We start from the raw sequence: 17,445 nt of genomic DNA on the forward strand, positions 1-17,445 counted from the left end.
CATGGGGCCTTGTCGTCATTGGCTCAGACGGCCGGCTGCATGTGGGCGTCGTGCCGAGTGACGCCAGGTAGATCGAGGATGAAATCCGCGCCGTAAGCGCTTGAAGCGGTCTGCATGCCCGGTTTGCGTTGACCGGCAAGGATGCGGCGAGCGATTTCGACTGCGGTCATGGCCGACAGCCGATACACCTCTGGCGTGTGCAGACTGGCGCGCATGGTGCGGCCAGCTGCGTCTCGTGCTTCGGCGACCAGTGTCGTGCGCAGCGTGCTGCGGACTTGTTCGGAAGGACCAGGCGGCAGACGCGCCAGCTGTCGCTGCAGCAACGCCTGACCGATGCGGGTTCCGAGCAGCCGGCGAAGCCAGCGCCACATGGATGCCTGCTGCTCCAAGGCGGGCGACGATTCAAAGAATACCTCGATGTTCGGGATGCGGCAGGACCACCAAGTTGTCGACACATCGCCCAGACTGATGGCGACCGCCGTGCGCGGACCATCGCCGAAATCGCACTGCAAGCGTAGCGGAGCGCTCAGTTCGATGAGTGTGCCGTCGTATCGTACGATCGTGCCGCGCGCAATGTTCTGCAGCAGCGTCTTCATGCTGCCGCGGCTCAGTCCTTCTATGCCCTTGATGAATAGCCGGATACCGATAGCCTCGGGCAGATGAAGGTTCAGATGTGCCGCCAGGCAGTCGCTCGGCACGACGTCGAAGCCCGCACCCGGTAGCAGCATGACATCACGGGCGATCGCTTCGGCGTTGCGTGCCTGCAAGGCTTCGAGCACATCGACTTCGCCACAGAGATCAACGTAATCGGTGCCAGCAGCGAGGCACGCATCAACCATCGCCTCGCCTGTCTGCGCGTAAGGGCCAGCGACATGCAGCACCGCTGCCGCCTCAGCCACCAAGGCCTGCATGCGGGTTGTATCGTGCAGATCGATGGCGACCGTGCGCAGGCCATAGAAATGCGCAAGCGGCAACAGGCGTGCCTCTGAGCGACCGGCGAGGATGGGCTGGAGGCCTTGGCGTACGGCTTCCTCTACGATCAACCTCCCGGTGTAGCCGTTCGCACCGTAGATCAGCAGCGGCTTCACGAATCCGCCTGTCGCCGTGTCAGAACGATCTTGCCCATCGTTTCGCCGGCCAGCATGCGGCGCAGACCCTCGACCGCATCAGTCATAAGCAGGACGTGCCCGACGTGGGGCTTGATCCCGGCTTGCGCGACGAAATCCAACAGTTCCAGGAATTCATGCAAGGTGCCGTCGAAGCTGCCCACGATCGTGATCTGCTCGATGAACACCCTGGCGAGGTCGAGCGTCGCTTCGAGGCCGGATGCACCGCCGGCGACGACGACGACGCCACCGGCCTTCACGTGCTTGATCGAGTGTGCGAACGTCGCAGTTCCCACCAAGTCGAATACCGCATCGACCGGGGCCGGCAGGGATTCGCCCGATTCAAAGCAGCGCTGTGCTCCGAGCCGAAGCGCGAGTTCGCGCTTGGTGGCGCCTCGACCCGTCGCCCAGACCCGTAGGCCAGCGGCGTGGCCGAGTTGGATGAGCGCAGTTGCCACACCGCCTGAGGCACCTTGCACGAGCACGGTTTGGCCTGGACGCACGCGCGCTTTCGTGAACAGCATACGGTAGGCGGTGAGCCAGGTCGCGCCGAGGATCGCCGCGGTGTCACGCGCGATGCCCGCCGGCAACGGTACCGCGTTGCGCGTCGGCACTGCCACGAAATCTGCAAAAGTGCCTTGAACCTCTTCGGCAAGCACGGTTCGTCGTGGATCGAGCGTCTCGTCGCCGCGCCAGTCCGGGTCCCCCATCAGCGGATAGAGGGCCACCGGCGTTCCGTCATCGAGCGTACCGGCGCCGTCACTGCCAAGAATCATGGGGAAGGCTTCGGGGCGCCCATTCATGCCGCCCAGACCGCGCAGCGTCCACAGGTCGTGCCAATTCAGGCTGGCGGCCTCGAGCTTGACTCGAACCCAGCCAACACGAGGTGATGGTGCCGGGCGCTCGCCCACCACCACGGCCGACAGAGGGTCGTTGAAGTTCGGCGCTTCAGCATAAACCGCGAACATTTTTTCTCCTCGTTGTACAAGTCGTATTGATTTTCGACGGGAACAATACTAGCCTCGTACTATGTATAGTACAAACTATAGTAATAGAGGTGAGCCATGAGCACGTCGAGTCAGATTTCAGCGCCGCAGCCCTATCCGGCCGCGCTTGCGCCGTTTGCGGGTCAGATCAACGACATCGACAGTCACGAGTGCACGCCGATCCAGAACTGGACGGAGGAGTTTGGTGCGGCGATTGGTCCGTTGCGTGATGCGTGTCTGCCGATCGCCAATCAACACGCTGGTCGACCGGCCGGTGCGGCGATGCCGCCACCACTGATTGACGACCAGCCGATCGATGCGCAAACGGTGTGGCAGCGAAAGATGGAGTACGCGCCCGGTGCGTTCGAATTCCGCCGTCGTCTGCGCGTGCTTGATCTTACGGGCGTGAGGCGTCAGATCCTGTTTCCGGGTGCGGCGGGTGTGTTTGCACATGGCCTCATTAACAAGGCAGACGATCCGACGGTCTTCAAGTCGATCACGAGCGACCGCAGGGGGTACGGAACGCGCATGGTCGACCTCTACAACGACTGGTGCGCCCGGCAGTCCCGCGAGCAGGACCGGGTCCGTCCTGCGGCGATCCTTGTCGGAGACAACCCGGCAGAACTCCACGAGCGTCTGAGGCGCATCGTTGACAGCGGCGTGCGCGCCGTCATGATCTCACCCGACACGCCGCCCGGCGGCATGTCGCCCGCGCATCCCGATCTCGATCCGGTCTGGGCGCTGGCAGCTAGTGCGGGATGCCCGATCCTTGCCCACATCGCGATCAGTGAGAATTTCCTGCGCACGATGACCTGGCGGGAGGCTCCGGACTTCGAAGGATGGAAGGTCGGCGGGGAGTTTTCCCTCGATCCATGGACGCTGTCGACGATTCATTTCGCCGTGCAGAACTACGTGACGACAATGGTGATGGGCGGGGTCTTTCAGCGCCATCCGAAACTTGCTTTCGGCTGTGCGGAATTCACCGGGCATTGGGTTGGCCCAATGGCCGAAAACCTTGACCGCTGGCATCTGAACTCGCCGTTCCCCAGCAACAAGGCGGAGCGGCCGCTCAAGCGAATGCCCTCCGAATTTCTGCGCGAAAACCTGCGCGTCATGTCGTTCGACTTCGAGCCTGTCGGGGACTACATCAAGCGCTACGGGCTTGAAGAAGTCTATTGCTACGCAAGCGATTTCCCCCATCACGAAGGCGGCAAGGACCCGATGAACCGATTCCTTGTGAGCCTGGAGGGACATTCGCCCGATACGGTCCGGCGCTTCTTTGTCGAAAACGGCAAGACCTTGCTGCCGGATTGATGCCATGGGTCGTCTGCAAGACAAGGTGGCCATCGTTACCGGGGCGGGGCGTGGTATCGGGCGGGGCATCGCGCTGGCATATGCCAAAGAGGGCGCGCGCGTCGTTGTGAGTTCGCGGTCGAGCGCGGCCGTTGAACGGGTCGTCGCTGAGATTTGCGCAGACAAGGGCAAGGCGATCGGCATGGCCGTCGATGTCGGGGATCGCGAGGCGGTGTTTCGGATGGTGGAAGAGGCCGTACAGGCCTATGGCGCGGTCGACATCCTCGTCAACAACGCGCAGGGATTTGGCCCGGCGCGAAGCCCGGCGCCTGCGCCGGTGATCCAGCCGCTTGAGACGCTCGACGAAGACGAATGGGAGCACACGTTCCGGACCGGCGTCCAGGCGACGCTTTGGGGCATGAAGGCGGTTTTCCCGTACATGAAGACGCGGGGCGGCAAGATCATCAATTTCGCATCGGAGTTCGGCATCGCCGGCAATCCGGGTTCTGCGGCTTACAACAGCAACAAGGAGGCGGTGCGCGGCCTGTCTCGTACCGCAGCTCGCGAATGGGGGCCATACGGCATCAACGTCAATTTGATCATCCCGATGGTTCGCACTGATGCGATGGAGGCGTTGGAGCGGGCGGATCCGGACGGCATGCGCGCGATCACGCAGCAGATTCCCCTGCGTCGCTTCGGTGATTCGCTAAAGGACGCCGGGCCGGTTGCGGTCTTTCTCGCATGCGCGGATTCCGACTATCTGACCGGCATGAACGTGATGCTCGACGGTGGGCACTGCCTCCTCACCTAAGCGGAAGGGATCAGTCATGCAATTTCATCACATGTGCATCGTGACACGGCAGCTCGATCGGCAGATCGACTTCTGGCGCGAGATTATGGGGTTCACGCTGGCAGTCAGAACGTCGATCCCGGACGGCGACGCTGCCGGACCGACCGTATTCGCGCCGCGTTCGCTGATGCGAGACACCTTTGGCGATGAGAGCGCTCGCGCCACGGTGGCGCTGATGACGTCTGCCGACGGCGCCATGATCGAACTCCTGGCGCCGGAGCACCCGTCGGTTGAATCCACACCAGCGGCGCAGCTGCTGTATCGCCATACGGGGATCCATGAGCTGGCACTTGCCGTCAGTGACATCGATGTCTTCTTCGACAAAGTGCGCCGCGCAGGCCATCGACTGCAGACGGATTACGTGTGGTCATGCGCAAACCTCGGACGTTCCTTCATCTTCTACGATCCGGAGGGCAACATGATCCAGATATGGGAGCCGACCGCCGTATGAGCACCGGGCCTGCGCCAGCGCGTCGCCGGCTCAGCGCATCGGCGCGGCGCGAGCAAATCATCGACTCGGCGCGCGCGGTCTGGTGCCGCGCGGGGGCACAACGCACCACCGTGCGGGAAATCGCCAGCGAAGCGGGCATCACGGAACATTTCGTCTACCAGCACTTTGCCTCGCGCGAGGAAATATTTCAGTTGGCCGTGCTGGCGCCGCGCAACGAAGCGCTCCGCCGTCTGCGCGGGCGCCTACGGGATGTCGTGCCGGGACGCGTTGGGGCTCTTCACGATATTCATTGCGCGTTTCTGGCTGAGCTGCCGGCATTGATCCCGTTGCTGTCGGCTGCTCAGTTCGCTGACCCGGTCGACGGGCCGCGCTTCTACGGTTCGGTCTTGCTGCCCATGCTGGGCGACAGCATGCAGGCATCACTTGCCGCAATGAGCGGACTGGCGCCTGGATCTTTGCAGATGGGCCTTGCGATACGTGCGCTCGTCGGCATGCATTTCGGCATTGCGCTGGAGAGTGTGCTTGAAGAGGAGAGCGTCAATGTCGCGCGCGTCGCGGCCTCGCTCAAGTGGATTACCGGCAGTGATCTCGGGCACGTCCGCCGGGATGGGTTACCGGCCTTGCCTGCTGCCCGCACCGTGCGTCCCCGCGTCGTCCCCATGCGCCTGGACGATATGCCGATCGTGGGGCGCAAACAGTTGCCCCGCGCCGAACGCACAGCGGTGATTCTGGAGGCTGCGCGAGCGGTATTTCTCGCGCGTGGACTGCGCGGTGCTCGTAGCCGCGATCTGGCGCAGCGCGCGGGTATCACGGAAGCGTTTCTCCTGCGCATCTACAGATCGAAGCAGCAACTGTACGACGACGCGGTCTTGAAGCCGCTGTCGTCTGCGTTCGCAAGCCTGGCCATGCAGACCAAGGCGCTGCGCAGTACGACGGTGCGTGCCGATATCCCAGAGGCTTACCTGCGCCTTGCAGTTCCATTCTTCGCTTCGTATGGCGCTCTGTTCGTTGGTGCGCTGTTCTCGGAACTCGGAGAGGCGAGGCGCTATTTCCATGCTGCGCTTGTACCGCACCTGCGCGAAATCGAAACGACACTTGCGGTGGCGTTGCCAGGCGGAGTTGATCCGAGGGTCATACGTCGTGCGATTTCGGGTGCGTGCTGGGCGGTGAATTTCGGCGAAGGCGAGTGCGGTGGCGACCGCATCGTCGAAATGCTCACGGTTCTGTTGAAGGGATGTGCCGCGGGTGGTCGTAGCCGCCTCTCGGCGCGCGCGCGATCAGGGGCATGATCTTCTTGATGCGGGGAGGAGGCGGCTGTGAATAGCTTGCAACAGCGTATCTGCTTGTGGTGTGCACCGGTCTTTCTGCTACTGGTTGGCGTCGGTTTTGCCGGCCTTGCCGGATTCCTGCCGCCGCCGTCGCCGGATTTGACCGCAGAAGCGGTCGCCAAGCTCTATGGCGACCACGCAGTCCGCATCAAGGCGGGCATGCTGCTCTGCCTGGCGGCGTCCGGGCTCGTCGTGCCGTTTGCCGCCGTTCTCGCGCAGCAGATGCGGCGCATGCCCGGCTGTGACGCCGCACTTGCCAGTACGCAGTTGGTAGCAGGCGCGGCAACATCACTGCTGGTCTGCTTTCCAAGTCTCATTCTCGCGTGTGCGGCGTATCGACCCGGGCGCAGCCCGGAGCTCACGCAGCTTCTCAACGATCTGGGCTGGTTCACCTTCATTTTTCCGTTCCCGCTGGTGACTATCCAGGCGCTGGCCGTAGGGCTCGCGATCCTGCTGAGCAGGCAAGCTCAGAGCGTGTTTCCGCGCTGGTCCGGGTATCTCAACCTCTGGTTTGCATTTCTTGCGGTACCGGGCGGGATCGGGATGTTCTTCAAATCCGGGCCATTCGCGTGGGATGGAGTGTTCGTTTTCTGGATTCCGTTGACCGCCTATTTTCTGTGGTATGCGATGACGTTCCTGCTCCTGCGTGGCGCGATTGCCCGCCAGCCACAAAGTGATGCTGCGGGCGCCGACTCGTTGACGTCCTAGTCCTGGGCCGGCCAGATGTGCCGGATGCGTGTGCCTTCGCTGATCATGCGCATCGACTCGTCGGTACGCTGATAGAAATCGAAGCGATCGCTGCTGCCGCGGTCGAAGATCAGGTCGATGTCGAAGTCGTGCGCCGGCGTCCAAAGCTCGTGTTCGGGAACTTCGCTGCGCTCATACCACCCAGCTTCTAGCACCTCCGGCGGTGACGGTCGCAGCGGCAGGCGCTTTTCGATTTTCGCGATGAAGACGACGTGGACTTGATTCATCGAAGGCAGACTGAGCATGCCGAAGGGAATCAGCGTGGCTCGATCGAGCACGAGACCGACTTCCTCCTCGATTTCGCGCACGGCTGCCGCCTCCAGCGATTCGTGGGCCTCGACGTAGCCCCCGGGCACAGACAGCATGCCTGCATAGGGATCCTGACCGCGGCGCATCATCAGCATACGTCCTTCAGCGAAGACGGCGGTCAGCACGAGCAGCTGAGGCCCCTGATAACGCACAAAGCCACAGCGTGTGCACACACAGCGATCGACGTGGTCGTTCTCGAGGCGACGCATCTCTGCGGGAGCTCCGCACTTGCTGCAGAAGCGCTCAGGTTCTGCGTTCATCCGCTGAAGGTCCTCGTGGGGCGCACAGATGGTATCGCTGGCAATGGCTAAGGAGTTATTGTTACTATATTGAATGTAAATTGCACATATCGAATATGAACATCGAGCAACCATATATCGTAGGTCTCGGGGGCACGACACGTGCCGGCTCCTCCTCGGAAGTCGCTTTGCGCTATGCCCTGTCTGCAGCCGAGCGCGCGGGCGCCAGAACGCGGCTGCTCGCGGGCCCGGACATCGAGCTTCCGATGTATGCACCCGAACGCTCCGAGCGCTCGCCCGCCGCCGCTGCCGTGGTGGCAGAGCTGCGCGAATGCGACGGGGTCATCGTCGCATCGCCGGGCTATCACGGCTCCATCTCCGGGCTCGTGAAGAACGCGCTTGATTACGTCGAAGATCTGCGTAGTGACCCGGCCCCATACTTCGACGGACGAGCGGTCGGCTGCATCGCCTGCGCGTTCGGCTGGCAGGCGACAGGCAGCACCTTGGCCGCTCTGCGGTCGATTGTCCATGCGCTTCGCGGCTGGCCGACACCAATCGGTGTTGCGATTAACACGAGCGCGAAGATCTTTGACGTCGACGGGGTTTGCCTGGATGCCGGGATTTCAAAGCAGCTGGAATTGATGGCGACACAGGTCGTGGACTTCGCCCGGATGCGGGCGAATCACGCGTCATGCAGATCGGCGAATGCAGCCTAGGCACCGCCTCTCGACATGCCTTACAGTCGCCCTCGTCGCCATCAGGCGATTGATTTGGCGAGGCGAAATTGAAAAAAGGGGCAGGGAGAGCCGGGGCGACCGCCGCGGAGTCGGCCGTGGATAAAGAGAATGCCAACGGCAACCGAGCGCCAGCGGTTTCGCGTGCCGCGGCCGCTCTTAGGCTGCTGGCCGGTGAGCGCGCTGGTCTTGGCGTGACCGAAATTGCTCGACGCATCGAGCTTGTGCCGAGCACATGCTTGCACGTCCTGCGAGCGCTCGTCGATGAGGGCCTGATCGCATTCGATCCGGTGACCAAGACGTACAGCACCGGCGTCGGACTGTTGACGCTGGTTCGCGAGGCAATGGCCTTGCGCGAGTTCCCCCGTCTCGTCCAGCCGGTGCTGGACCGTCTGGCCGCCGAGCATCAGGTAACGGCCGTTGCGGTGGAGCTCGATAGTCGTGAGCGCCTGGTCGTCGTGGCGACATCCCGCTCAAGTGGCATGGTAAGCCTGCATATCAACGTTGGCAGTCGATTCCCGGCCTTGATCAGTGCCACGGGACGTTGTGTTGCCGCAATGCGCGATCTTGGCCGTGACGCTCTGAGGAAAAAGTTTGAAGCCTTGAATTGGGAAAAGGCCCCTCGATTTGAGGACTGGTGCGCCGAAATTGATCGCGTCAAAGTTGAGAAGGTGGCCGTCGATCGAGGCGGCTATATCCGCGGCGTCACCGTCGTGGCGGCACTACTGCCTCAGGGTGCGGATCGTGTCACACGCGGCATCGCTCTTGTCGGATTCGACCATCACATGGCGACGGAGCGCACGATGCGTCAGATCAAGGACGATCTGCGCAACTCGGTCGAGGACCTCGCCGCGCAATTTCATTGATTGATGATGCCGGACGGCGGCATGTCGCCGTCCGGACATGACGGAACTACAGCCAAAACGCGAAGAAGCGTGCTTCGATACTTTCACGAGGCGACGCATTCGGGTGCAGCGCGGTGTTGTCGAAGCCGGTGTGTAGCACCGTCTGGGTATCGTTGTAACGGCTGTCGTACCCTTTGAACACGAGCAACTCACTTTCTCGCATGTTCGAGAAGTAGTACCACCGCTGCGCCGGGTCATAGAGCCCGAGGCGCGTTTCGACGGTGTGATCATCGGTCTCGAGGCTGGTGATGTTATCCATCACGACGTACTGCCCGGTTTTCGTGTGCCGGGCGTCGGCGAGCGTGAGTGGATAGTCATGCGGAGGCTCGGAGACGGCGCGCCAGGTTTGATACAGCGCCGCACGCTTGAAGCTCGGCACCTTGGTGTTCTCATCATCCTGAACCCACCGCACCCAATCGTGAAAGGTCTTCTCCGTGATATCCGCATGGGCAAAGCCAGCGGGCCGAGTAGTGGCGTCGCCATTCTCGCCAGGGGCTCGCTGCGAGAGGCGACACTGCAGGTAAATACGGTAGGGCAGCACCACATCAGCGCCCGAGAGTGACTTGATGAACGAGCCGACCTCCTCGTGATAGGTCGCGTCAAGCTTCTTCGGCTCGCGCAGATGGGTGACCGAGCTCTTGTGGTCGAACAGGGCAAAGCCCTGAACATCCAGGTCAAACTGGTCGCGAATCGGGCGCGCATCACGGATCGTGATCTCGTGCGATTCCAGCGGCATGTAGGTTTGCGACGGATCCAGAACGCTTGAGCGCGCTCGCGGGATGTTCTGACTGAAGTTGAGAGCAACGTTGACCGAAGGAAGAACGTGTTCGGTATCCGCGGCTCTCACGGCGGTTGAGGTGGGCATGGCTTCTTGCTCTGCAGGTCTTTGGACGGTTCAGGCCGGTGCCAGGGAGCGCATCTGAACGGCGGCAATTGCCTCCGGCGTCTCCCATTGGCTTTTCCAGCCCTCTGGCGGTGGGGCGATATGCCCGGCTGCGTTGTTGCGCAGCGCCATCTCGTAGACTGCCCTGCACCCGACGATGACGGACAGATCTGGACTTCCGTCGGGCTTCACGCCACACAGTCCGCCGAACAGGATGGAGTACTGGAGAACGCTGTCTGGCCCGATGACGGCGCTGTGCGCGATCGATGCGCCTTCGCCAATGTAGTTGTTGGCGACAATCTTGCCGTACTCATAGTCAAAGCTGCCGGACAGGATGAAGCCATAAGCCTCTCCAAGGTGGTAGTGCGGCTCGACCTTCATGCCGCCGGGCACGTCGAGGATCATCACGAACATGTCGCGTTCCCAGTTGACAGTCATCAGTTTGAAGACCGGACCTTCCGCGCTGCCGATCAGATTGAAGGGCGACCAGGGAATCTTGTCGAACCGCGCGACGTGTGCGCCGTCGATGAAGTAGCCACTTTTGTCGATCGGCAGCGGCGTGATGTGGGCCAGGCGTTCTTTTTCGGAGAGGAACATAGGAGATCTCAAGAGAATGTGGTGGGGCCGAAGGTTGGCTCAGTCCGGGAGCAGGGACCGGCCGTTCTCGATAAAGACCTTCTTCAGGGTTTCGTGGCTTTTGCCGTCGAGGTTGCGCACGAAGCTGCCCATGGGGTCTTTGCCGCCCTCGTGATGAGGGTAGTCGCTGGCGTAGCAGAACACTTCTTCGAAGCCATAGCGATCGATGTACTTGCCCACCGGTTCGAAGTCGAAACAGGCCACACGAAGATTTCTGCGGATATAGTCAGACGGCCGCAGTTTCAGTTTCGTGTGCTGCTGGCCGGATGGAAACGGCGTGCTGCCATAGAACCGATCCATGTTTTCGGCGAGCGGGCCGACCCAGTGACCGGTGAACTCCGCGCACCCGAAGACGAGGTCGGGATGGCGATCGAATACGCCGCCCAGAACCATCGTCATGACATAGTTCTGAATCTGCAGATGGATGTTGGACAATGTCCACGGGTCGAGCGAGAACTCGGCGCCAAGCATCCAGCCCTGGAAGGCAGGAGCATTGCGCCATTCCATGGTGGCGAACAGCTTCTCGCTGATGGAGATGTGTCCTAACACTGGACATTTCGCCTTCGACAGCAGATCCCAAAGCGGACCGAGGCGTGGGCTGGCTGGCGAGACGCCACCCGGCGGCTCATCTGTCGCCAGCATGAACAGCCGGACGCCCTTATCAACGAGCTTCTTGGCCTTTTCGTACATCAGCTCCGGCGTCTCGGCAATCAGCAACGCCGTCGGACGTACGCGATCCTGTTCACGCGAAACGCGTGCGCACCAGTCGTTGTAGAGGTCCATCAGGCGATGGGCATAGGCCTTGCGATCGCCAGTGATATTTCTGAAGACCTTGCTGTCGTCGGCCTTGTTGTATAGCGCGTGGGCGTAGATTGCGGCGATCCCGGGGTACATGATCTGCCGGTACACACCCGTGTAGTCCATGACCTCGATGCGACGCTTGATGTCATAGGAGCCCGGTGCCTTCTCCATCTTCCACTTCCAGACGGTCTCGTCGTTGATTTCGGCGGAGTCGCCTTCGAGGTCGGGGTTCTGGATGATCGCTACGCCATCCTTGCCTGCCTGCAGCAGCGCATCCGCGAGCGGCTTGATCTCATCGCCGAAAGTGTCCGCCCACCGCTTGATCGGCATGGCCTCATGCCCGTCGGTGTCATTGATTTGCCCAGCGAATTCGGCGATTGCGTCAGGGAGCTTCCATTTCGCGGAAGCGGTCGTTTGTGACTGTGCCATCTCGTGCTCCTCGATGTGCCTGCATCATGATTCGCTTTATAGAATTATCATTTCTTTAAAGCAATACGAGGATGAGCCGAAGCCCTGCCTTTGTCAACAGCTTCCACACGTGTCGATTGATGTTTCGGCGTGGGGCGGCGACGTCAATCGTCGTCGCCGATCGGGCCCGTCAACGAGGCTCGCTGTGACAACTCCAGCCAATTGCCATCCATGTCACGAACGAATGCATATCGCGCCGTGTCCCCCAAGCGTTTGGGCGGTATTCCTTCGCGTACTCCGCGTGAGAGCAGCGTGGTGTACAAGTTGCGCACATCAAAGACGGGAAGCGTCACGAAGCGCAGTCCTGGGCCCTGCAGCGGGGCGTCACGCGATATAGCCCGATCTTCGCGCAGCAACAGGCGATTGGCGCCGATTCGAATCGATGCTACGCCGTCGACGTGCTCAACGGGCAGGCCGATGAGGTCGCGGAAGAATCGCTCGCTTGCCAAAGCGTTGGTGACGTGGAGCCAGAGCCCAATGCTATCGACGCCGTAGGTGCCTGGCGGCACGATCAAGAGGCGGTTCCCATCGGGGTCCGTGTGGAAGGCGATCTGACCGCAGCCCGGCTTGGAGATCACCAGTTCACGCAGGCCGCCGGCGGGATTTTCGGGAAGCTGCGCCTCCATGTGTCCCAGCTTGACGAAAGTGTGCTCGAGCCTGTGACGATACTGGGTGTATCCCTCGCGAATCTGCTGCGTCTCTTCCAGGCGTGCGCCGGCGACATCACGCCAAAAGGCCAGCATGGGCGCGATCCGGTTTGTGAAGAGCGCGATGTCGAATGCGGGCTTCGACAATTGCAATGGGGGTGCAAGACTCACCGCCATTCCTCCTCGATCTGAAGGCGAGTCACACGGCTCTTCCGAATCTTCCAGCGCCCTTCGCGCTTTTCGTATTCCTCATGGTAATGACCCCAGCCGCGAAACACGCAGGCGGGTAGCTTGACCACATCGTGCATGGCCCAGATGCCTGTCGCCGTCTCTGGGCCCGTGATGACAATTTCACTGGAATAGAGGTGGTGAACGGTGAGGCTATCGGCCAACATGACCGAGAAGGCCTGCAGGAACATCTCAAGCCCCTGAATCCCGCCACTGGTCGGCGCGTCTGGGCTGCTTCGCGGCATGCCTTCAATGTAGGCCTCGAAGTCATCAGTCAGAAGGTCTCGAAAGCCCTCCCAGTTCTTCGTGTCGCCATACCGCACATAACGGGCCTTCACCCGGCGAATGGCTTCTATGTCTTGCAGATCGGCTGCGGATGGCACGGTCGACATCGGTTCTCCAAAGTAAGTGTCTGCGAGGGTGCTCACTGCAGGGGCCCGGCGAAGGCATGAAAGCTATCAGCCGTTCGAGATTGAAGTCCTGGCTCCGGCATTTGTCGTTGTTAGTATGAAATTAATATTGCATATTGACAATGACTCAGCTTATCTGGTCTCATTCGACTGGTCGATCGAGCATTGCCTTTGTGAAGTGTCTCGGCCGCTCGCTGGGGGCGCGATGCAGCAGTGAATCTCCTGGCGCGAGGCGGCAACCTCGTCACCGTGCAAGCGATCGGCAGCTCTGCGGCGCCCAGGCCTTTCAGGCCACTGTAGGGGCGCTCGCGATAAAGACTAAAGAGGAGAGAGTGGACATGCAGAAGGCGGCAATGAAGAAGGCGATTGCGAGCGCTTTTCTGTCGATCGTGGGGGTCGTGGGCGTCGCACACGCGCAGGATGATGCGGCGGCGGAGGCGACAACCCCGGCGGATTCCAACGGCGCCGATGGTTTGAATGGGGGCGCATCAGCGCCTGTATCTGATCCGACCAGCGGTGCCGACCCCAAGGACGCCACATCGCCGGACGCCGCCGCAGGTTCTTCGCAAGATGCCCAGTCGTCGGCAGATCTGCCGACGATTCCGGTCAACACGACGGAGGACAAATCAGTTCCGACCGGCGACTCGGCGGTCCACAATCGTGTCATTGAAGAAATCGTCGTAACAGCACAGAAGAGAGAGGAGAACATTCAGGATGTTCCCATCTCGATACAAGCCTTCAGTGCGGAAGCGTTGGACGCGCGTGGCGTGCAGGACACCTCCCAGCTCGCACAGAGCGTTCCTAGCCTGCAGTTCATCAATGCCGCGGGCTTCCAGCTGATCTTCATGCGAGGGATCGGCACCGACAATCCCATCCCATCTGCCGATCGGAGTATCGCGACGTATATTGATGGCATCTATTTGCCAGTCGGCCAGTCCGTCGTGCAGGGCATCAGCACGGTCGAACGTGTGGAAGTTCTCAAGGGACCTCAGGGCACGCTGTTTGGGCGAAACGCTACCGGCGGCGCAATTAACATTATTACAGCCGACCCCGGTAACCAGTTTACCGGCGAGGTTTCGAGTGAAGTCGGTAACTACAACGATCATCAGCTGAAGGCGAATGTCACGATCCCGGTTGCGGATTGGCTCTCATTCAGTCTGTCCGGCTCGTATTCGAAGATCGACAGCTTCTATACGAACATCAACTACGAAGAGCAGCCAGAGACCAATCGCGCTGCGCGACTGAAGGTGCACCTCCAACCATTCGATGATCTGTCGGTCAATCTGACCGCATTTCACTCGGACTATACGGGCGCCTCCGCGGAGATTGCCGAGAACACCAATCCGAGCCCGCTCGGACGTCTGCTCCTGATCAGCCCGCAACCAGACGATTACGTGGCAGAAAGCGACTTCAAGGTCCAGGGACAGTCCAATCAGAACTTCTACTACGGAACAGCGGCGTATAACACCCCGTGGTTCGACATCAAGTTCCTCGGCAGCGATATCCAGGCGCGGACGCCGTATACGAGCTACGACTTCGACGGCTCGTCGCGCCCGTACGTAGGCTTTGATGGGAGTCACGAGTTTACCGATCAAAAGACCGGTGAACTGCAACTGGTGTCGAACGCCGATAGCTGGCTCTCGGACAAACTGAAGTGGACGGTCGGCCTGTACTATCTGGAGTCGAAGATCGGCCTGCATCCGGCGCATATCCATGTTGCTCCGGACGTGATCAACGCATTCACGGGGATCGACACCTCCGGCATCAACGACCTTTTGAGCGCGCTCGGTCTTGAGAACACGCCGTTCGGGCCAGAGGGCGTGAATCTGTCGTTCTTCGGCACCCTGGGAACCAAGAGCTATTCGGGCTACGCGCAAGCAACGTATTCGTTTACCGACTGGCTCGATCTCACGCTCGGCGGTCGCGATCAGCACGAAAAGCGCTACCTCATCGAGTCCCACACGGACCTGACGAACCTCAACAACTCCGGTTCAACCAGACTGCTGTCCTTCCCGCTGGATAGCGCGACCGCGAGCAATTTTTCGCCGAAGGCCGTTCTGGGCTTCCACCCGGCGGACAACTCGCTGATCTATCTTTCGTACGCAACAGGATTCAAGAGCGGAACGTACAACATCGTCAACATCTACCGCGCACCGAACTACATCGTTCCCGAGAAGATCACGACCTACGAGCTCGGAACCAAGACGGATTTTCTGGGTGGGCGCCTGCGCCTCAATGGCGCATTGTTCTGGAACGACATCAAGAACCTGCAGACCGCCTACATCTCGTTACTTGCCGGTGGCACCTTGCGCTTCCAGACCGCTGGCGCGGCTCGCACGCGCGGGGCGGAGTTTGATGGAACCTTCTTGCCGTTCCCGCACTGGAATCCCGGTCTGGCGCTGACAGCAAACGGTGCCTATGTCGATGCAAAGTACACCGACTTCAAGCACGCCAGCGGCTACAACAAGGAGGGCCTGTTCCTCTCCGGGGTGTTCGACTTCAGCGGAAATCACATGGTCTACGCGCCGAAGCTGTCGGGCAGCCTGGGTGTCGTGCAGACCATCGAGGTTCCAACCGGAAATTTCGAAGTCGCGCTCGACGAATACTACAACGGCGGATTTTATGCGGACTCTCCGAATCTGATTCACGAGCATGCGTACAGCGTTTTGAATGCGCGGCTCAGCTACTTTCACCTGCCGTGGGATATGAGGGCTACGGTCTTCGGACGTAACGTCCTTGATCGTCGGTATCACATGCAGCGTTTCCAAAACGACTTCGGCGTGATGAATGCGTTGGCGCCGCCACGCACATACGGTCTGATGCTTGACTGGAATTTCTGAGCTCAAGATCACACGGAGATCGATCATGCGGACAGCAGGAAAAATTCTACTGACGGCTGTGGTGCTGTGCTGCGCAGCAAAGGCCGATGCTCAGGACGAATCGGCGGTAGCGACGTCGCCACTTTACGACGGCGCGTATGTGGCACCAATGGCTTCCTACATATTCAACGAAAAGGGTGGAGATGCCTTTGATGGTGGCTATGGGGGCACCTTCGCCGTCGGTTACCGGAACGGGTGGTGGGCATTCGAAGGCAGTCTTGTCGTCGACAGCGAGAAGGCAAAAAAGAGCGGCGCTGGCGGCAGTGATACTAGTGTCTGGGGTGCGACGCTGAACGGGCTCGTGTTCCCGTTTGACAGCCTTCCTGGTTTATTTGCACTGGTTGGCGCGGGTGGCCTCGATGTTAATCGCTACCCGACGATCGGCAGAGAATATTCGCTGACGACCGTAGAGACTGGCGCTGGCTATCTGGTGCCGATGCGGGTCGGTCGTTATGCCTTCGGCATACGCATGGATGCGCGCTACCGCTACGGCCTTCGTGGGAAAAGTGTTGGTCCGAACGGAAGTGGTGATTACGACATTCCTCGCCACTTCGGCGATGTCCTGCTCAATGTCGGTCTGCAATTGCCGGTCGGCTTGATGCCGATACCAGTGGCGCCAAAGGCTGAGCCGGTTGCGGTGGTGCCTGTAGCGGCGCCGGTCGACAGCGATGGGGATGGTGTGACAGACGACAAGGACCAGTGCCCGAATACGCCAGCCGGTACGCAGGTCAACGATGTCGGCTGTCCGTTGCCGCCGCCGTGCAAGCCGCCCGAGGCGGGGCAGAAGGTTGATCTGTCCGGCTGCGCCGTCGGCGACAGCATTGTCCTGCGCGGCGTCAATTTCGAGTACGACCAGGCCAAGCTCACGGTCAACGCGCAGACCATACTCGACGGTGTCGCGGATGCCCTGACCGCCGCACCCGGCATCGCCGTTGAAGTCGATGGGCATACGGATTCGCGTGGCAGCGATGCGTACAACCAGGCGCTGTCGGAGCGTCGCGCGCAGTCGGTCATGCAATACCTGGCGGATCACGGTGTTGCTGCAGACCGCATGTCGGCAAAGGGATTTGGTGAGACTCAGCCGGTGGCTGACAACGACACGGAAGACGGTCGCGAGCTCAATCGCCGCGTCGAGCTCAAGATCGTCGGAGTGGGTTCGGCGGATGCGGCGGCGGCGACCGAATCGTCCGCCGATGTCGGGCAGAGCGTCGATGGGGCACCGGCTGGCTCCGCGGCGTCGCCTTCATCGAGTGATGCGGGCGATGCGGGTTCGGTTCCGGACAGCAGCGGCCCGAGTTCGGCGCTCGAACCGGCTGGTGTTTCCGGTAGCGACGTCAGCGAGCCGCAGCCGGATCAATAACATGCAGCTCGGTCAGCATCAGGAGGATCCGCGCCGGCGCATGATGGGCATCGGCGCCGTGGTCGCGTTCCACGCGCTGCTGATCTGGGCACTGGCAGCGGGTCTGGCGCACAAGATGATCGAGATCCTGCCGGCGCCGATCGAGACCAAGCTGATCGAAGAGATCAAGCCACCGGACGAGCCGC

The 17,445-nt window shown here is 61.0% G+C and carries 17 protein-coding genes and 1 pseudogene; 10 read left to right on the plus strand and 8 right to left on the minus strand.

What is annotated here, in order from left to right; all coding sequences use genetic code 11:
• Nucleotides 1–23: 23 nt before the first annotated feature.
• Nucleotides 24–1,088: a saccharopine dehydrogenase family protein gene (locus tag G7Y85_RS19660; RefSeq protein ID WP_166261612.1), complete on the minus strand. Its 1,065-nt coding sequence runs from the start codon at nt 1,086–1,088 to the stop codon at nt 24–26.
• Entirely contained in the window at nt 1,085–2,074 is a 990-nt protein-coding gene (locus tag G7Y85_RS19665) for a zinc-binding dehydrogenase (protein ID WP_166261615.1), read from the minus strand. The genes G7Y85_RS19660 and G7Y85_RS19665 overlap by 4 nt, the downstream gene beginning before the upstream one ends.
• Before the next feature lie 96 nt (nt 2,075–2,170).
• Between G7Y85_RS19665 and G7Y85_RS19670 the strand changes: the two genes are divergently transcribed.
• The 5 genes from G7Y85_RS19670 to G7Y85_RS19690 are packed head-to-tail and all read left to right on the plus strand — an operon-like array spanning nt 2,171 to nt 6,722.
• Nucleotides 2,171–3,406 (plus strand): amidohydrolase family protein, encoded by a 1,236-nt coding sequence (locus G7Y85_RS19670; protein ID WP_166261618.1) that lies wholly within the window; start codon nt 2,171–2,173, stop codon nt 3,404–3,406.
• Nucleotides 3,407–3,410: 4 nt separating this feature from the next.
• Nucleotides 3,411–4,196, plus strand: coding sequence for an SDR family NAD(P)-dependent oxidoreductase (locus G7Y85_RS19675; protein ID WP_166261621.1), 786 nt, complete (start codon nt 3,411–3,413; stop codon nt 4,194–4,196).
• 16 nt (nt 4,197–4,212) lie between these two features.
• The gene (locus G7Y85_RS19680) at nt 4,213–4,686 is read left to right on the plus strand and encodes a VOC family protein (protein ID WP_166261624.1); all 474 of its coding nucleotides are present in this window, start codon (nt 4,213–4,215) and stop codon (nt 4,684–4,686) included.
• Complete coding sequence (locus G7Y85_RS19685) at nt 4,683–5,975, plus strand: TetR/AcrR family transcriptional regulator (RefSeq protein WP_166261627.1); 1,293 nt, start codon at nt 4,683–4,685, stop codon at nt 5,973–5,975. Before G7Y85_RS19680 ends, G7Y85_RS19685 begins: the two co-directional genes overlap by 4 nt.
• 27 nt (nt 5,976–6,002) lie before the next feature.
• Nucleotides 6,003–6,722 (plus strand): hypothetical protein, encoded by a 720-nt coding sequence (locus tag G7Y85_RS19690; protein WP_166261630.1) that lies wholly within the window; start codon nt 6,003–6,005, stop codon nt 6,720–6,722.
• Here the strand turns inward: G7Y85_RS19690 and G7Y85_RS19695 are convergent.
• Nucleotides 6,719–7,330: an NUDIX domain-containing protein gene (locus tag G7Y85_RS19695; protein WP_166261668.1), complete on the minus strand. Its 612-nt coding sequence runs from the start codon at nt 7,328–7,330 to the stop codon at nt 6,719–6,721. The two genes, G7Y85_RS19690 and G7Y85_RS19695, sit on opposite strands and share 4 nt — an antisense overlap.
• A gap of 95 nt (nt 7,331–7,425) precedes the next feature.
• On the opposite strand from G7Y85_RS19695, the gene G7Y85_RS19700 reads away from it, so the two are divergent.
• Together G7Y85_RS19700 and G7Y85_RS19705 are read left to right on the plus strand one after the other, a co-directional pair.
• Nucleotides 7,426–8,025, plus strand: a complete 600-nt coding sequence (locus G7Y85_RS19700; protein ID WP_166261633.1) for an NADPH-dependent FMN reductase — start codon at nt 7,426–7,428, stop codon at nt 8,023–8,025.
• A gap of 116 nt (nt 8,026–8,141) precedes the next feature.
• Nucleotides 8,142–8,909, plus strand: coding sequence for an IclR family transcriptional regulator (locus tag G7Y85_RS19705; RefSeq protein WP_166261636.1), 768 nt, complete (start codon nt 8,142–8,144; stop codon nt 8,907–8,909).
• 46 nt (nt 8,910–8,955) lie between these two features.
• On the opposite strand, the gene G7Y85_RS19710 is transcribed toward G7Y85_RS19705, so the two are convergent.
• The 5 genes from G7Y85_RS19710 to G7Y85_RS19730 all read right to left on the minus strand — a co-directional run bounded on the left by G7Y85_RS19710 (nt 8,956) and on the right by G7Y85_RS19730 (nt 13,003).
• Entirely contained in the window at nt 8,956–9,813 is an 858-nt protein-coding gene (locus tag G7Y85_RS19710) for a CmcJ/NvfI family oxidoreductase (RefSeq protein WP_166261639.1), read from the minus strand.
• Between the two features lie 30 nt (nt 9,814–9,843).
• The gene (locus G7Y85_RS19715) at nt 9,844–10,428 is read right to left on the minus strand and encodes a cupin domain-containing protein (RefSeq protein WP_166261642.1); all 585 of its coding nucleotides are present in this window, start codon (nt 10,426–10,428) and stop codon (nt 9,844–9,846) included.
• A gap of 39 nt (nt 10,429–10,467) precedes the next feature.
• Nucleotides 10,468–11,697, minus strand: coding sequence for an amidohydrolase family protein (locus tag G7Y85_RS19720; protein ID WP_166261645.1), 1,230 nt, complete (start codon nt 11,695–11,697; stop codon nt 10,468–10,470).
• 143 nt (nt 11,698–11,840) lie between these two features.
• Nucleotides 11,841–12,554 (minus strand): VOC family protein, encoded by a 714-nt coding sequence (locus G7Y85_RS19725; protein ID WP_166261648.1) that lies wholly within the window; start codon nt 12,552–12,554, stop codon nt 11,841–11,843.
• Complete coding sequence (locus G7Y85_RS19730) at nt 12,551–13,003, minus strand: nuclear transport factor 2 family protein (RefSeq protein WP_206675631.1); 453 nt, start codon at nt 13,001–13,003, stop codon at nt 12,551–12,553. The genes G7Y85_RS19725 and G7Y85_RS19730 overlap by 4 nt, the downstream gene beginning before the upstream one ends.
• Before the next feature lie 356 nt (nt 13,004–13,359).
• Here G7Y85_RS19730 and G7Y85_RS19735 point away from each other — a divergent pair, with 356 nt between their 5' ends.
• From G7Y85_RS19735 to G7Y85_RS19745, 3 genes and pseudogenes are all read left to right on the plus strand, one after another.
• Nucleotides 13,360–15,861 carry a TonB-dependent receptor gene (locus G7Y85_RS19735; RefSeq protein ID WP_166261651.1) on the plus strand — a complete coding sequence of 834 codons (2,502 nt, stop codon included), beginning with the start codon at nt 13,360–13,362 and terminating at the stop codon, nt 15,859–15,861.
• Between the two features lie 25 nt (nt 15,862–15,886).
• Complete coding sequence (locus G7Y85_RS19740; RefSeq protein ID WP_166261654.1) at nt 15,887–17,260, plus strand: OmpA family protein; 1,374 nt, start codon at nt 15,887–15,889, stop codon at nt 17,258–17,260.
• 1 nt (nt 17,261) lies between these two features.
• Nucleotides 17,262–17,445: pseudogene (locus G7Y85_RS19745) on the plus strand (energy transducer TonB); the annotation flags it as partial.

The sequence above is a fragment of the Solimonas terrae genome (assembly GCF_011067135.1).
Classification (GTDB): Bacteria; Pseudomonadota; Gammaproteobacteria; order Nevskiales; family Nevskiaceae; genus Solimonas; species Solimonas terrae.

Coding starts and splice junctions, on each gene's coding strand:
- G7Y85_RS19700 (WP_166261633.1), top strand. CDS start 7,426: ATGAACATCGAGCAACCATATATCGTAGGTCTCGGGGGCACGACACGT.
- G7Y85_RS19685 (WP_166261627.1), top strand. CDS start 4,683: ATGAGCACCGGGCCTGCGCCAGCGCGTCGCCGGCTCAGCGCATCGGCG.
- G7Y85_RS19695 (WP_166261668.1), bottom strand. CDS start 7,330: ATGAACGCAGAACCTGAGCGCTTCTGCAGCAAGTGCGGAGCTCCCGCA.
- G7Y85_RS19675 (WP_166261621.1), top strand. CDS start 3,411: ATGGGTCGTCTGCAAGACAAGGTGGCCATCGTTACCGGGGCGGGGCGT.
- G7Y85_RS19720 (WP_166261645.1), bottom strand. CDS start 11,697: ATGGCACAGTCACAAACGACCGCTTCCGCGAAATGGAAGCTCCCTGAC.
- G7Y85_RS19740 (WP_166261654.1), top strand. CDS start 15,887: ATGCGGACAGCAGGAAAAATTCTACTGACGGCTGTGGTGCTGTGCTGC.
- G7Y85_RS19680 (WP_166261624.1), top strand. CDS start 4,213: ATGCAATTTCATCACATGTGCATCGTGACACGGCAGCTCGATCGGCAG.
- G7Y85_RS19670 (WP_166261618.1), top strand. CDS start 2,171: ATGAGCACGTCGAGTCAGATTTCAGCGCCGCAGCCCTATCCGGCCGCG.
- G7Y85_RS19730 (WP_206675631.1), bottom strand. CDS start 13,003: ATGTCGACCGTGCCATCCGCAGCCGATCTGCAAGACATAGAAGCCATT.
- G7Y85_RS19665 (WP_166261615.1), bottom strand. CDS start 2,074: ATGTTCGCGGTTTATGCTGAAGCGCCGAACTTCAACGACCCTCTGTCG.
- G7Y85_RS19715 (WP_166261642.1), bottom strand. CDS start 10,428: ATGTTCCTCTCCGAAAAAGAACGCCTGGCCCACATCACGCCGCTGCCG.
- G7Y85_RS19735 (WP_166261651.1), top strand. CDS start 13,360: ATGCAGAAGGCGGCAATGAAGAAGGCGATTGCGAGCGCTTTTCTGTCG.
- G7Y85_RS19710 (WP_166261639.1), bottom strand. CDS start 9,813: ATGCCCACCTCAACCGCCGTGAGAGCCGCGGATACCGAACACGTTCTT.